Annotated in this window: 10 protein-coding genes; 4 read left to right on the top strand and 6 right to left on the bottom strand. The window is 58.1% G+C overall.

All coding sequences use genetic code 11. The annotated features are described in order from the left end of the window. Window positions 1-196: 196 nt before the first annotated feature. Together ACQRAQ_RS06310 and ACQRAQ_RS06305 are read right to left on the bottom strand one after the other, a co-directional pair. Window positions 197-4564 (bottom strand): hypothetical protein, encoded by a 4368-nt coding sequence (locus tag ACQRAQ_RS06310; protein WP_427794285.1) that lies wholly within the window; start codon window positions 4562-4564, stop codon window positions 197-199. Window positions 4565-4719: 155 nt separating this feature from the next. After that, window positions 4720-5724, bottom strand: coding sequence for a helix-turn-helix transcriptional regulator (locus ACQRAQ_RS06305; protein WP_154516919.1), 1005 nt, complete (start codon window positions 5722-5724; stop codon window positions 4720-4722). Window positions 5725-6021: 297 nt separating this feature from the next. On the opposite strand from ACQRAQ_RS06305, the gene guaA reads away from it, so the two are divergent. The 3 genes from guaA (at window position 6022) to ACQRAQ_RS06290 (ending at window position 11362) form a co-directional block, all read left to right on the top strand. After that, window positions 6022-7002 (top strand): glutamine-hydrolyzing GMP synthase, encoded by a 981-nt coding sequence (gene guaA / locus ACQRAQ_RS06300; protein WP_427794284.1) that lies wholly within the window; start codon window positions 6022-6024, stop codon window positions 7000-7002. Between the two features lie 278 nt (window positions 7003-7280). Then, window positions 7281-7865: a DUF5714 domain-containing protein gene (locus ACQRAQ_RS06295; RefSeq protein WP_427794283.1), complete on the top strand. Its 585-nt coding sequence runs from the start codon at window positions 7281-7283 to the stop codon at window positions 7863-7865. Window positions 7866-8107: 242 nt separating this feature from the next. Beyond that, a complete protein-coding gene (locus tag ACQRAQ_RS06290; RefSeq protein ID WP_427794282.1) occupies window positions 8108-11362 on the top strand; it encodes an ATP-binding cassette domain-containing protein in 3255 nt (1084 codons plus the stop codon). A gap of 491 nt (window positions 11363-11853) precedes the next feature. On the opposite strand, the gene ACQRAQ_RS06285 is transcribed toward ACQRAQ_RS06290, so the two are convergent. Beyond that, window positions 11854-12381, bottom strand: a complete 528-nt coding sequence (locus tag ACQRAQ_RS06285) for a hypothetical protein (RefSeq protein WP_427794281.1) — start codon at window positions 12379-12381, stop codon at window positions 11854-11856. A gap of 431 nt (window positions 12382-12812) precedes the next feature. On the opposite strand from ACQRAQ_RS06285, the gene ACQRAQ_RS06280 reads away from it, so the two are divergent. Next, window positions 12813-13766 carry a tRNA dihydrouridine synthase gene (locus tag ACQRAQ_RS06280; RefSeq protein ID WP_427794280.1) on the top strand — a complete coding sequence of 318 codons (954 nt, stop codon included), beginning with the start codon at window positions 12813-12815 and terminating at the stop codon, window positions 13764-13766. A 144-nt stretch (window positions 13767-13910) separates the two neighbouring features. Here the strand turns inward: ACQRAQ_RS06280 and ACQRAQ_RS06275 are convergent, their stop codons facing one another. The 3 genes from ACQRAQ_RS06275 to ACQRAQ_RS06265 all read right to left on the bottom strand — a co-directional run. Then, window positions 13911-14177 (bottom strand): ribbon-helix-helix protein, CopG family, encoded by a 267-nt coding sequence (locus tag ACQRAQ_RS06275; RefSeq protein WP_154516940.1) that lies wholly within the window; start codon window positions 14175-14177, stop codon window positions 13911-13913. Between the two features lie 8 nt (window positions 14178-14185). Beyond that, window positions 14186-14452 carry a hypothetical protein gene (locus tag ACQRAQ_RS06270; RefSeq protein WP_154516943.1) on the bottom strand — a complete coding sequence of 89 codons (267 nt, stop codon included), beginning with the start codon at window positions 14450-14452 and terminating at the stop codon, window positions 14186-14188. Window positions 14453-14509: 57 nt separating this feature from the next. Then, on the bottom strand, window positions 14510-15185 hold a 676-nt coding region (locus ACQRAQ_RS06265; protein WP_427794279.1), incomplete at its 5' end, for a hypothetical protein.

Genomic DNA, 15185 nt, shown 5'->3' with positions numbered 1-15185 from the left:
TAGCCCAGCCCTTGGGCGATTCCAACCAACACGAAATCCATCGAACAATCGTTCGGAGTTCGATAAGGTTTCGTTTACTCGCACAAAACCGAGTCGGTTTTGTGCGAGTAAGTTTGAATTGCGAACCGAAGTTGTAATGTCCGCATAGCGATGACGAATGAGCCGAGTCGGCGTCTCTCATAAAAGTAACTAGGAGCTAGCGGGGCCTATCCGAATTGACCTCATTGGAGGTGTCGGTTTCGAGCGCCGTGCGGCGGGCGCTGTAGGCGACGAGGCCGGCGCCTGCCGCGGCGAGTGCTGCAGCGGCTGCCGTAAGGGGAGCGCATGTATCGCCCGCGCCCGCAAGCGCGCCCGCTTTTCCGGGGCGCTTGCTATTGTTGTGGTCCTTGCCGCTGCTGGAGCTGCTTCCGCCGGAGCCGCCGCCCTTGTCAGTACCGCCGCCACTCGAGCCGCCACCGTCGTCCGCCGTCATCGGTGCATCGTGAAGCCCCGTCGTATCCGCGCTGTCGCATACGCCGACCTGAACTTCTGAGCGTTCGCATGCCGCGTCGGGCACATGGAGCTCGTGCAGTACGGCACCCAGCGCCGAGTTTGCACCCGGTCGAATTTCCTCGAGCGTTACGGGATCGAGCGCCACCAGATTATGCGCCTTCGCATACAGCGTTACGCGTTTGCCCACTTCGTCGCTCCAGCTCTCGGGGATGGCGAAGCTCATGCGGAACTGTGCCGTGCAACCCGGTGCCAGCACGGCGTTGCCGTTGTCGGCTACCAGCGGGTGCGTTGCAAAACGTGCGCCCAGCGTCTCGAGCGCGTACTTCACGTGTGCCATGTCTTTGGCCGAAGCATCCTCGGCAAGCTCTGGATCGTAGATCGAAACCATGCGTGCGTTCAGTCCGAATCCGATGGATGCGCTGGAGAACGGCTGGCTGGAGCCCTCTCGGTACAGATCGATCGTGCCGGCGGTCAGCAAGGTGTTGCCGTCGTTTCGCACCGTGACCACGAAGGATTCTCCTGCTGCTCCGGGTACCACCGCGCCCGAGGTAGCGACCGCGCCCGTCGGAGTGGCACACGCCACCAAGGGCACTGCGATGCCGTGCAGCTCTGCCTCGCTCTTCTCCGCGCTCACAATGTGCGTGGCGAGTGCGGAGAGCATGCCTCCCGACGTCAAAAATGTCGTTATCTGATCGACGGGATGGTCCAGCTCGCACATCACGAACGGCTCCGTGAACAGATCGCCTGCCAAGGTGCTGGCGAAGATGCGGAAGTGCTTGCCCATCACTGCTACCGGGTTGCCTTCTTCGTCGTAGGTTTGTCCCACCTTGCCATCGGTGTTCTCTACATAGAGCACGCACCTGCCGTTGTTGCTTACGCTAAACGATGCCGGGCCACAGCCTGCGGCACCCACGGGCTGCGTTGCAAATGCCGATGCGCCTCGCGTCCAAGTAATATGCTGCAGTTGCTCGTTGACGGTTGCCAAAAAGCCCGAATGTTGTGGCCATGGCACCGCATGAGGTACCGTGGCGTCTGGTGACATAACGTCCCAGCACGCAATGGACTGGCCGATTACGGCGTACGATGCGCAGCCGCAACCGTCTGCGGTCTCGTACGCAACGGACACCACCATTTTGCCGTTGATATTCTCGGGCTTGCCCAGCTCGATACTCGACGGTGCTTGCGGAAAGCGGAGGACCTGACGGAACGTGAGACTGTCGCCCAAATCATCCGACCACAAGGTAAAGCATTCCAGCGCAACCTCGGCCTCGCTGCCGAGCGCCTTTTCTGCGGTGGTTCCGCGGCGGTGGAGGTAGGCACCCGACAGGCGCCCGTCGACGAGCGTCTTGCCCACCGTGATACGCGGGCACTGCAGACAATGGTAGCCATCCTCCTGAAGGCGGCCGCGCGAGATGCTGCGCCACGACGTATACGACACCACGCGAACTTCGCTATTACTTATGCGCAGGCGCACGACGGAAAGTATGCCGGCTGTGCTTGCCGTATCGAAAAGGGTGTTGTCACCTGCGGGGCGCTCGCCCGAGATCAGCAGCACGTAGGCGTCCTGGTTTCCTCTTCCGTCCGTATATTCCACCACGTCGAAGTCGTAATCGAATATGCCGTCGCGCTCCACGTCGCCCTCGCCAAACCCAAGGGGAAAGTCCACGGGAGTGGGAGCGGACCACGTGCCGTTTGCCTTTGTGTGCACCACCAGGCGCGAGCGGCCATTGTCGCCGTAGCGCACCGAGGCGATACGGAACAGACATTCTACGCCGGCAATCATTGCCAGCTTCATGTGGGCTTCGCTGAGCACGCCAGTAAACAGCACGTTGTCGCTCGAGGGCTTGATGCCGCCACGCTCGTCCTCCGATACACCAGCAGAATTGGCGTTGGGGTCCGCAGCGGCGTCCTTCGCCTGCCCGATATAGGTGTACTCATACATCGGCGCGGCGTTTTCGTCGTTCTCTATCAGTGTATGGACGAAATGCTCGATTTGTCCCGTGTCGTCGCTTTCTGCATCCGCCTCGAGCTCAATGCGCGTGACCGCTTGATCCCAATCGCGCACGACAGGCGCGACGTTTACGGCAGTGGCCTTAACCTCGGCGCGTGCGAGCAGCTCGGCGTTGGTGACGATGGTGGCCGATGCGATAAATTGCGGCACGCCGCCTGCCTCGGCGTTGCCGGCCGTGCCGAAGCAGGCATCCAACGTGTAAGGCGTATCTCCACCCAATGCGAGCTCAGAGCGCTGGAGCACATACTGGTTGCCATTGTTCACCGACATATTCCACGAATCGAGGAGTGTGGGCCACGACCCCGACCAAGCCTTGGTGGTCCACTTGAACATTACGAACTGGAGTATCACATCGACATCGACGTCTGCACCTACGCGCAGTCGCGGAAGCTGGTGTCCATCTGCCTTCTCGTACCCAATGAACAGCGTGAGGGATGCGGCGCCGCGCACGGCAGACGAAGCGACGCCTGCAACACCGGCGCCAAAGGTGACGGCAAGCCCGATCTGGATGGTGAACGAGCCCGAGGTGTTTGAATAGTCGAGCGAAATGTTTTTAAAAAACGCCGCGCCGCTGCCGTGCGTGTGGGCACCCACGGCGAACGCCAGCTTCGCCAGCACCCAGGGGTTGACGTTTAGGAAAAACGGCACCGGTCCTAGGGTAAACTGCTCGGTCCAATTGAGGTCGGTTCTTACCTGGAAGAGGGCCTTAATACTGCCAAATGCGGGGTCGTTGTTGTCACCCCAGGTTTTGCCCACCCAGTCGTAGGCGAGCGATCCGTACAGCTGTGTGGCGATATCCATCGTAAAACGCGGCGTGCAGTGGTGACGAAGCAGCTTAGTGTTCCTTGGATCGGTGCCCGAACCGGCACTCATACTTTTGTACTGATTCCACTTCCCCTCCATCTCGTCGAGGTAGCGGTTTGCCTGCTTGGCGCCCGACTCGCGCGGTGACTTCTTCCAGTACTCCGGATCCGGATTGCCCGAATCGTTCATGTAGCCGACCGGTTTGTATCCTCCGCCAAACAGCACGTATCCGGCAAAAGAGAAATCGAACAAAATGGGGAACGAGGGCATCCAGCACGTGAACTTATTTCCGCCGATGCCGGGAAACGCCGCCGGGAAATCAAACGGAGTAATCTCTTGGTCCATGGTGGTGGGGACGATAGTGGTCGAGCCCGATTCTGCCTTTGCGGCCGGCGCGGTGACAACGGCCATGGGGGAGGAGAGTGTATAGGTCTTGCCCTGATAGTCGAGGACAAAGCGCAGCTTGCATCCTTCCTCCAGAAGGCCCGAAGCTGCATCGAGGAACGTGTCTTCGAGTGTGAACGTTGCCAGATTATCCGAACCCGATGCACTGGCCTTGACTTGGCCAATTTGCGTGACGGTTTCGGATGAGCTGCTCGTGGCGGGCATTACCTTGTTGATGCACAGCGTTGCCTGTCCACCCTGTGGCAGATGTGCCTGCACGGTAAAGGCGTGCGTGTCGGGTTGGTCGTTTCCGGCGTCGTCCTTCGGCAGTGCCATGAACGTGGCGTCGGCGTACTGGATGTCCCACTCGTCGAACGTAAGCTGGCGAAAGTACGGCTCACCGTCGGAAAGCGGACGTGTGGGCGCGGTAATGGCGGTGCCGCCCTGGATGCGCGTGAGGGGGATCTCGACATCACGGTAGCCCGCCATGCTGATGGAGATGCCACCGTTAAAGTCGTACGCGTCGAGAAGCGTTGCCTGGTCCACGTAGCCTTCCGAAAGCGGCGCGACCTCAAAGATGGCCGTGCCCTCGTCGTCGGTAGTGGCGGAGATCTGCTTGCCCGCGGCATAACGCGACGCGAGCGTGACCTGGGCTCCCTTGATGGGCATATTCTTGTTGGCGACGTCGACCACGACCACACCAAACATGGTGCGCGAGAGAACGAGCACCTTGAAGGGGTCTTCTTCGTCGGCATAGGCCTCGGTGGGGGCGAATGGCAGTATGAAGGCGTTTGCGCTGCTCGGCACGCGAGGCAGCATGATGCCTGCCAGCGAGGATGCTCCGGCGATAAGTAGCGAACGACGATCAAGCATTTTGGGCTCCCATCCCGCAAATAACGGAGGAAATAATCCTATTTTGCGAGAAGGTGCCCCGTGGCGGTAGTGCCGTTCAAGGGTCAAAATGTCCAAATTGATCGAGCGAAGCGCCGGGTTCCGGAACGCGTTCGATGCGCTTGGCAGCCCGGTCGCTAACGCAACATATGCGCGACCAGCTCGGCGCGAGTTCCGATACCAAGCTTGGCATACACTCCTGATAGGCGGTTTTTAACAGTGCCCGGCGATACTTCCATGTGGCGTGCGATTTCGGCGTTGGTCCATCCGCGGCAGGCGAGCATGGCCATGGTGAACTCCGTGGTCGTTAAATCGTCGGCCACGTCCTCGCCCGAATCGGGGTTGTGGATGCGCCGCCAGCCGTAGCTGAATCGATACGTAATCTCGATGATGCGTGCGAAATCGTCAGGGTATTGCGCTTTTAGGCATGCCTCGATGAGCCCCTGTAAAAGGCCGTGGTGCGCGCCAATGAGCTCGATAAGGCCGTCGGGGCGCGCAATGTCCCAAGCGGCTCCGAAATGTGCCTTTGCGGCGTCGATGTCCTTGAGGCTCATGCATGCCATGGAAGCCGCCAGGTGCAGGAACAGTTCCGAGATGGGATAGCTTCCCTGTTTCATGATCAGGGCATTTTCCACCATGCCCAGGCTGCGGCCGTATTCGCCGCGCAGATACAAGGCGTGCGCCATCACGTAGCTGGCGAACAGGCGCAGGCCTTCGGGCAAATGCGCCGCAAGCGGATAAAACTCTTCGGCGGAATACGGGGAAGGCAAGTGCAGCAGGACGCTCGCGGCCGAGGCGAACAGGATGTGCATGGCGTGGACGGCAGGCGATTCCTCGTCGGCCGGCGTATCGAGGATGCCAGTAAGGCACCGGCGGGCATCGGCGATACGGTTGAGCGACAGACTGGCGTATCCGCAGATAAAGCATGCGGAATAGCGCAGTGCGGGGTCGGTGGCGTCAAGATAGGGGCGCGCCGTCTTGGCAGCGAGGGTGGCCTGTCCGCGAAAGTACAGCGCTTCTGCCGTGGCAATGGCGCGCGAATCGGGGTCGGAAATGCCTGCAACCGCAGCGTCAATCTGCCCCGGCACAAAGGCGGTGCACATCAACGGCATGGGAACGCAAGGGTAGCCATCGCAGTCCATCTTCCATCTCCCAACAGCTGGCAACAATAGCAGCAATTGTACTCCTGTTACTCGGGACTGGAATTTGCGGGTATGGCATACGATTACGCAGAACGTATAAAGGAAGAGTCTATTGGCGATGCTGCCAAGGTGGCTACCGAAGCCTAGCTGAGCTCGACAATAGGAAAAATTGCCACCCCTGCAAAAAGCTTTGTCGCAGCGATGGGAAACACATCTTGTTCTGCATATAATGAGGTCATATGACGGTGCGTTTGCATACGTGTGACGCATTCCCATCGAACCGAAAAGGAGCTTTGCATGGATTCCAACAAGCGTCCCGACGACATGGTGCGTATCACCACTTCCGAACTTGCCCAGGTGTTCATCGATGAGCAAGTCGCTGCAATCCGCGAGCAGATCGGCGACAAGAAGGTCCTGCTGGCCCTTTCCGGTGGTGTCGACAGTTCGGTTGTCGCGGCCCTGCTCATCAAGGCCATCGGCAAGCAGCTTATCTGCGTGCACGTGAACCACGGCCTGATGCGTAAGGGCGAGAGCGAGCAAGTCGTCGACGTCTTCAAGAACCAGATGGACGCCAACCTGGTCTATGTGGACGCGACCGATCGCTTCTTGGATAAGCTCGTGGACGTCGAGGAGCCCGAGGCCAAGCGCAAAATCATCGGCGCCGAGTTCATTCGCGTGTTCGAGGAGGAGGCCCGCAAGGTTGGCGACGAGGTCAGCTTCCTCGCCCAGGGAACCATCTACCCCGACATCCTGGAGTCCCAGGATGGCGTGAAGGCCCACCACAACGTGGGTGGCCTGCCCGAGGACCTGCAGTTTGAGCTTTGCGAGCCCGTCAAGCTGCTGTACAAGGACGAGGTCCGCGTCGTGGGCCGCGAGCTCGGTCTGCCCGAGAACATGGTCGAGCGTCAGCCGTTCCCCGGTCCCGGCCTGGGCGTTCGCTGCCTTGGTGCCATCACCCGCGACCGTCTTGAGGCGCTGCGCGAAGCCGACGCCATCGTGCGCGAGGAGATCGACAAGGCAGGTCTGACCATCTGGCAGTACTTCGCCGTGGTGCCCGACTTCCGTGCCACCGGCGTGCGCGAGGGCAAGCGCGCCTACGACTGGCCCTGCATCATCCGCTGCATCAACACCGTCGACGTGATGACCGCCGAGGTACCTGAGCTCGACTGGGCACTGCTCAAGCGTATTACCGCTCGCGTCACAGCCGAGGTTCCCGGCATCTGCCGTGTGTGCTACGACCTTACGCCCAAGCCCGTCGGCACCGTTGAGTGGGAGTAAGCTTTTTGGGCTGCTTTGATCATAGTTCCATGAATGGGGAGGCCTCGCGCGATTGCGCGGGCCTTCTTTTTCGAAAAGGGCTGCCGTCGTGGTGTTGCCACTGTCCATCGTGCTTGTCATCGCCTCTGGTGTTGCTCCTGAGCAGGGCTGGTTTGCGACGAGAACTAGCAGGGCTTGTTGGCGGCACGAGCGAAGCAGGTTGTTTCGCATTGAGCGCGCCGGGCAGAAGAAGGCCATAATGGAGTGTGCGCACAATTTGTTTTAGAGGAGGATGCCGCATGGCAAAAGACGAACAAACAGGCTGGATTGTTGAGATGCTCATGGCCAGTGTGTCGGTGGCGCCCGCGGCTCTTTTGGAAGAGGTTATGGCAGATGAGCGCTGCGTGGCTTTTGGCCCCATCCACCATTTTATTGTGGGCGCGGTGCTGCTTGCGTGCTGGCGCAACGCCGAAGCATCTGGGGAGCGAGATGCGATGCTCAAAGACGATCTTGCCGATTTGATGTCTCGTTCGGATTGCGTGCCGGGGGCGACGTGTGCCCGCTGGGGCATGTGCGGGGCAGCTGCGTCTGCGGGCATGGCATATGCAATCGTGCGCGGCAATGCGCCGCTGCGCAGTGAAGGCTGGCAGGAGGGGCAGCTTATGGTTTCGGAGCTGCTTGCCGCCATCGCGCGCTCGGGAAGCCCACGGTGCTGCAAGCGAGATGCGCGCGTGGCGATTCGTGAGGCCGTTTCGTTTTTTAACGCGCTCGGCGGACCACAGCTTAAAGCATGGGAGAAGACGCCGGCCTGCGATAGCTATGCGGCCAATACAGTGTGCATGGGCGAAAAGTGTCCGTATCATCCGCCCTTTATCATCCAATAGGGAATCGGGTGCCCCAATAAGGGTTGGGCAGATGTGACAAAGTGACAGTTCCTTTGTCACATTATCGACGGTATGCGCGGGATGGCGCGCCACGCGGCATGCCGTCCTGCTCGTTTTTTGGCGCGCTTTGTTACATTCCTCACTGGCGCCGGTAAAAAATGGGGATAGAGTAGGACAAACGCGTCGAATACGAACGGCGGGGGAGAGCGGGCAAGGTGCCTGCGCAGGAGAGGTTGCCGTCCATGCTGGAGCTCAAAGGAATTTGCAAAAGGTACGTTACGCAGTCGTTTACGCAGGTGGCGCTCGACAGCGTGAGCCTGTCTTTTCGGGATAACGAGTTCGTGGCCATTCTGGGGCCCTCGGGTTCGGGTAAGACCACGATGCTCAACGTTATCGGCGGACTCGACCACTTTGACTCGGGTGACCTGCTGATCGACGGTATTTCGACCAAGGACTTCCACGATCGCGATTGGGATGCCTATCGCAACAACCGCATCGGCTTTGTGTTCCAAAGCTATAACCTCATTCCGCATCAGACCATTTTGGAAAACGTGGAGCTGGCGCTTGCGCTCACGGGCGTGGGGCACGCCGAGCGCCGCCAGCGTGCGCGCAAGGCGCTCGAGGCCGTTGGTCTGGGCGAGCACGTGAACAAGCGCCCGAGTCAGCTTTCGGGTGGACAGATGCAGCGCGTGGCCATCGCCCGCGCCCTGATTAATGATCCCGAGATTGTGCTGGCAGACGAGCCGACTGGTGCCTTGGATTCCACAACGTCCGTGCAGGTCATGGACTTGCTCAAGGACGTCGCGCGCGACCGTCTGGTTATCATGGTCACGCATAATCCCGATCTGGCGTACGAGTACGCCACGCGCATCGTCAACCTGGCGGACGGCAAGATTACCGACGATTCTGATCCTTTCGATGTCGCTGACGCCACGCGCCGCGAGGCCAAGCCTACGCGCAAAACCTCGATGAGCTTTGTGACGGCGCTGGGGCTTTCTGCCCGAAACCTTATGACCAAGAAGGGCCGTACGGCCATGACGGCCTTTGCGGGCTCGATTGGCATTATTGGCATCGCGGCGATTTTGGCGCTGTCCAATGGCGTAAACGGCTACATCAAAAAGGTCGAGGAGGATACGCTTTCGAGCTACCCGCTTACCATTTCCAAGCAGGATTACGACCTGTCGTCCATGATGGGCGAACAGGGGGCCACGGATGACGATACGTCCAAGAACGAGGGTTCGTCCGACAACGGCACCGACGGCAAGGCTCAGGGAACCAAAAAGATCCCCGTGGTCACGGCCGTAAAGGATATGTTTGCAAGTGTTAAGTCCAACGATATGACGAGCTTTAAGGCATGGCTCGATGCCGGCGGCGACGGTATCGACAAAGAGGTCAACGCCATCCAGTACGGTTACGGCGTGACGCCGGTTATCTATCGTGCCGGCAAGGGCGATGAGAAGCCTGTCCGGCTGGTGCCCAACGCTATGACCGAGGCCATGAGCGGTGGTGCGAGCTCGGCGGCAACGGTGAGCATGGAATCTATGGGGACCTCGGTCTTTAACGAGATGATCGACGACCAGAGTCTGCTCGACAGCCAGTACGATGTCGTCGCCGGCCATTGGCCTACGTCCGCTCACGAAGCCGTAATGGTGCTTTCGAGCCGTGGAACGGTGGGCGACTATACGCTTTACAGCATCGGTGCGCTGGATATCGATGAGCTCAACGACCTGGTGAACAGTGCCATGGCCGCCGACGGTAAGATTGAGACGCCTGAGAGCGGCGCCGACTTTACTTACGACGATGCGCTGTCCACGACGTTTAAGGTGTTGTCGCCGGCCGATGCTTATCGCAAAAACGAAGAGACCGGCATGTGGACTGACATGTCCGGCGACGCCGACTTTATGACGGCCAAGGTTGCCGACGGTATTGACGTGCACATTGTGGGCGTGGTGCGACCTAACGAGACGGCCAATGCGAGCGCGTTGTCTCCGGGCATTGCCTATACGCATGCGTTGACTCGCCAGCTTATGGAGCGCGCCGCCGATTCGCAGATCGTGCAAGAGCAACTTGCCCACCCCGAGACGGATGTCTTTACGGGCAAAACTTTCGACGAACTGCAAGGCGAGGCCAAGCAAGGCGTGGATCTGGGCAGTATGTTCAGTGTGGACGAGGCGGCGCTCAAGAGCGCGTTCTCGTTCGATGCGTCTGCACTCTCGGGTGCTGCCGGTGGCATGGATCTTTCGGGCATCGATTTGTCGGGCCTGGATATTGACCTTTCGGGCGTTGGCAAAGACATCGACTTAAGCGACATCATGGCCAAAGCGCCGACCCCCGATTTCTCGGGCATCTTTGACGGTCTGGAGCTCACGCCCGAGCAAATGCAACAGGTGGGAACGCTTGCCAACCAACTATTTGAGGGCTTTTTGCAGTCTGATCAGTTTAGGGCGCTGTCACCCGAAGATCTCAAAGACGCGTCAAAGCTTGCTGCCGCATTCTCGGCGTATCTCGAGAACGATGTTGTGGCGCAGCAGTGCCTGGCACAGCTCAAGGCGCTCGGCGGCGATGTCCTGGTCGAGCGCCTGCAACAGGCGATGACCGACTATGTCCAAAATCAGTTGGCTCCGTATCTGCAGCAGGCTATGGATCAGGTGATGAAGGCGATCAGCGAGCAGGTGGCAACGACCGTGTCGACCCAGCTTAAGGCCGGTGCGGCAGGGCTCATGGACCAGATGGTGACGCAGATGTCTTCGAGTTTTGCCAACCTGGCGAGCGCCATGCGCGTGGATGCGAGCGCCTTTGCTCGTGCCATCCACTTCAACATGGACGCCGAGGACCTGAGCTCGCTCATGATGAGCTATGCCAAGGCGTCGAAGCTCACCTACGACAACAATCTGACCACGTTGGGCTACGCGGATGAAGCGGATCCCATCTCGGTCAAGATTTTCCCGCGTGACTTTGAGGCCAAGGAGCGCGTACTCGACCATATCGATGCGTACAACAAGCAGGTCAAAGCCGCCGGCCACGACGAGCAGGCAATCTCGTACACCGACTACATGGGCATCATCATGGGCTCGGTGACTGATATCGTGAATACCATCAGCTTGGTGCTCATCGCGTTCGTGAGCATCAGCCTGGTCGTGAGCTCCATCATGATCGGCATCATCACCTACATCAGCGTGCTGGAGCGCAAAAAGGAGATTGGCATCCTGCGCGCGATCGGCGCGTCGAAGCGCAACGTGGCCAACGTATTCAATGCCGAGACCTTTATCGAGGGCCTCATTGCCGGTGTCTTTGCCATTGTCGTTGTGGTGGCCGTGAGTTTTCCGGTTAATGCCTGGGCGCTTGCTGCCAAACAGGTACCCAATCTGATGAGCTTGCCCGTGCAGGATGCGCTGGCGCTCATTGCAATTTCGGTGCTGCTGACGGTCGTTGCCGGCCTGCTGCCGGCCCGCAGCGCATCCAAGAAAGACCCCGTGGAAGCCCTGCGCTCCGAATAATGTGACAAAGGGACTGTCCCTTTGTCACATTGAGTGACATGTAATTCGAGGTCTAATACTTTTCCCGAGAAGTGAACGAGTCAAAATGGACCCCCGAAGCATCGACACTTATTGAAGGCGGTTTCCTGCGGTTTTGCCAGCCAAATCCTGCGGGTTTGGCGTCTAAAAATGTCGATGCTTCGGGGGTCCAAATATAGCCGTTCACTTCTCGGGAAAAGTATTAGACCTTGAGATATAGACGGCGTTTGCGAGCGTCAATTAGAGCGTAAGTTGCTAGTCCTCCTTTGCGGAGAGCATGAGGCTAATTTCCGGATGGGTGTACTTGTCGAACTCTTCTTTGGGCTCGGTGTCAAAGGCGTAGTACGACTTGATAGATTCGTCCTCCGTATTGATGCTGATTTCTTCATATAGGGATCCGGCTAAAAATGCCTATTTAAATTCATCCGACAGGCTGCATGGCGTGAGGAGGCCCGGTGTGGCAACGGAAATGCCTAACCCGTTGAGCGGGGGGCGCATAGTGTCGCGATATCCTGCTCGCTGCAGGCGAGGTTGTATGCAAGGCTTGCCTCGGGGTCGATCTGGATGGTGTAATCGACGTCCGTGAGCATGCCATCTGCATCGAAAAAAAGGTAGGCATAGGCTGCTTGAGCGCCGAGGTCATTATCACGCAGATAGCCGATAATGCGGTAGCCGTAGTCGTGATACGACTCGTATGGGTCGTCTGCCGCGACGCGTTTGCACACGGGCTCCAAGGCATCTTGCGCGGCGAGCACGCCGGCGACCTCCGCGGAGCGGTCTTTGTTGGTTTGGGCTACCGCAAGCCTGCTCTGCAGCTCCTTCCACTGTTTGCCCTGCATTCCAATGCGCGGCGCAAGAGCGCAATAGCAAAAGATGACGAGTTCGATTGCGGTGAGTGCAATGGCGGTATATATGCCCGCGGGTTGGAATTCCTTTTGGTGGAACGCGATATCGTTGATCATTTGGAGCGGCAACATCAACAGGCATGCTACGAACGACATGACGAGTGCGGTCGCTGCGATTTTGGGGTATGTGCAGTACCGCTGGATGCGTTTCTTTTCTTGTTCGGTGAGCGGCTGCATGGGGCCTCGACTCTCATCGTTTTTCGAGGGCGATGCGCACACGCTCTTGAGTATAGATGAGTGGAGGGTGTCTGTTGTTCAGACATGGCGGTCAGCAGCGTGCTGTTGGTGATTGCTTGATCGCGAACGTCCTCTTTTGGACAAGGAAAAAGTGGCGAGTGAGGGAGCTGCTGTGGGGCGGCCCTCCTTGCTGTTTGTGGGCGCCATTCACCTTCGTTGCACAGGGATGGTCGGAGGGCTGGTTGACATCAAGTAACCGTCTCCGCCTTGTGGGCCGCCTCAAGGACAAGGCATAATGCATGTGACAAAGGGGCGGTTCCTTTGCCGCATTGATTTGAGAGTAGATGTTGATGATTCTATCGTTGGCCCCCATGGAGGGGATTACCGGGCATGTGCTCCGTCGCGTGCATGCGGAGTGCTTCGGTGCGCTCGACTGCTATTACACGCCGTTTTTGCCGCCGCCGCGGGTGGGCAACCGCTTTGGCGGCAAGGCGTTTAAGGAAATCGATCCGGCTAACAACCAAGGGCTTAACGTGGTGCCTCAGCTGATGTCTAAGAACGCGGACGAGTTTGTGTGGGCGGCACAGGTGCTCGCCGACATGGGCTACCGCGAGGTTAATCTCAACCTTGGCTGCCCCTCGGGTACGGTTGTTGCCAAGGGTAAAGGATCGGGCTTCTTGTGCAACCTCGATGAGCTCGAGGTGTTCTTGCTTGATGTGTGCGAGCAATCGCCCTTGCCGGTGTCGGTAAAAACCAGGCTGGGGCTGGAGAGCGACGACGAATACGAGCGCGTGCTTGACCTGTACTGTCGCATGCCGTTGGCAGAACTGATCGTGCATCCGCGCGTACAGAAGGATCGCTATACGGGCTCGCCGCGCAAAGGGTTTTATGGCGAGACGTTGGAGCGGGCACCGTTTCCGGTGGCATACAACGGCGATATTTTTGATCTTGAGGACATGGATGCGCTGGTGGAGGCCTATCCCGGTACACGCCATGTGATGCTGGGGCGTGGCTTGCTTGCGAACCCCGCGCTGGCTCGCATGGTCAAGGGTGGCCCTGCTGCCACGGCAGCCGAACTGCAGCGCTTCCACGACACGCTGTTTGCGGCATATGCAGAAGAGATTGGCGGCAACGCGGTCTTTCGCATGAAGGAGTGGTGGTTCTACGCTAAATGCGCCTTCGCCGATCCTGCTACCGTTCACAAGCTCGTACGCAAGACTAAAAAGGTCGACGAATACCGCGCCGCCGTCGATCGCGTCTTTCGCGAGCAGCCACTTGCGCCCATAGCCCGCTTCCACGGTTAGCTAGTCATTGGGGACGTTCTTTAACGGCTAGTCATTTAAGAACGTCCCCAATGACGATGTTGCAAAAGCTGTACGTCAGCATCCAAAGATATCGAAAAATGTCGACTTTGGATGCTGGCGTACATGTTTGGATTCGGTGGGGGACTAGGCAATCATTGCGTCAAGGGTAATGAGTTCTCTGAGTCGCTCTGTGCGTGTTTGCCCATGGCGCTTTGCCTTCTCGTCAAACGCTTCAAGAACCGATTCACCCACACGTGCCGATAAAACAACGCTTGGCTCATCAGAGATCGACGGCCTTCCCAGCTTGATGGTGCGACCCTTCGGCCACTCATCTTTTTCGTATGCCTCCGCGGCTTTCTCCAACTCTCCGGGGGCAAATCCGATCATCTTTTCGAGTTGCTTAGCGTCCATAGCGCCTCCTATCGATCGATCCCGATTTCCCTGAGCACCTTGCGCGTAGGAGGGACAAGGGCGTGGTAAATGATATAGCCATCTCGATTGGAGCAATATCGAGCGATGAGCTCCATGAGACGGCTTCTTCCATCAAGTCCAACGAGAACGTAATCGATACCTCCGTTTTCAAGATCACGCCTGAACCATGCAAAAGCGGAGTTCCAGGCGCAGGTGATATCCGTCTCCGTCAGCCCGTGTTTGAGGGCGTGGGGGTGGATTGCGATGAGCTCCATAAGGGCCTCTCTTTTTGTATACAGTTTTGTAAACAAAAATGCAAGCAGTTAATAGGCTTAAGCGACTTGTTTTGATTGGACTTTTCGATGTAAAGCCGACATCGGAGGCTCCACTACTCCTTCGCTTTTTAGTTCGGTATGTGAACGTCCGTTGAACTCCCAGAGGGGAGCGTTTTCATAGATTATCGAGAGGAGCTTGGAGACTTCGGCTGTTTTCTTGCGTTCGTAAAACTCGGGCCGTACGACAATCAATAAGAAAGCTGCGTCTTCGGTAATTTGCTGTGCTGTCGGCATACCGTTGAGTCCAACGGAACGCAAAAGCTTTGTCATGATGAAATCGAACTCATCTTCTCTTGCATGGAGATCGGATGCCTTAATCTCAGGGTCTCTCAGGACGTACTGCTTGAGTCGTTCGACAGATCGACTGCACTTTATATGCCCGCAGATGACTTCGTCATAACTGAGCCTTTTGATTGGGAGACGTTCGTGACCGGCGAAGATGGCTGCCACTCTGATGCCAACGCGCCGTTCGCGCAGCGCGCGCATCTCACCGGTGTATTCGCTGCGTCGTTCATATTTTCGATAGGAGTATCCGTAGTCATCGTAGTAATAAGGGGCTTCATCGACAGCGTCATCGAGCTCAGGCGCTATGAGATAGAGTTTTCCATCTCTGGATATGACGCAGGGATTGTCGATTTGCCCCGATTCGTTCCTGATTTGCCAAATAGTTTCA

Source organism: Collinsella sp. SGI.178 (assembly GCF_050313495.1).
Taxonomy (GTDB): Bacteria; Actinomycetota; Coriobacteriia; order Coriobacteriales; family Coriobacteriaceae; genus Collinsella.
This window is presented reverse-complemented; position numbering and strand designations above follow the sequence as displayed.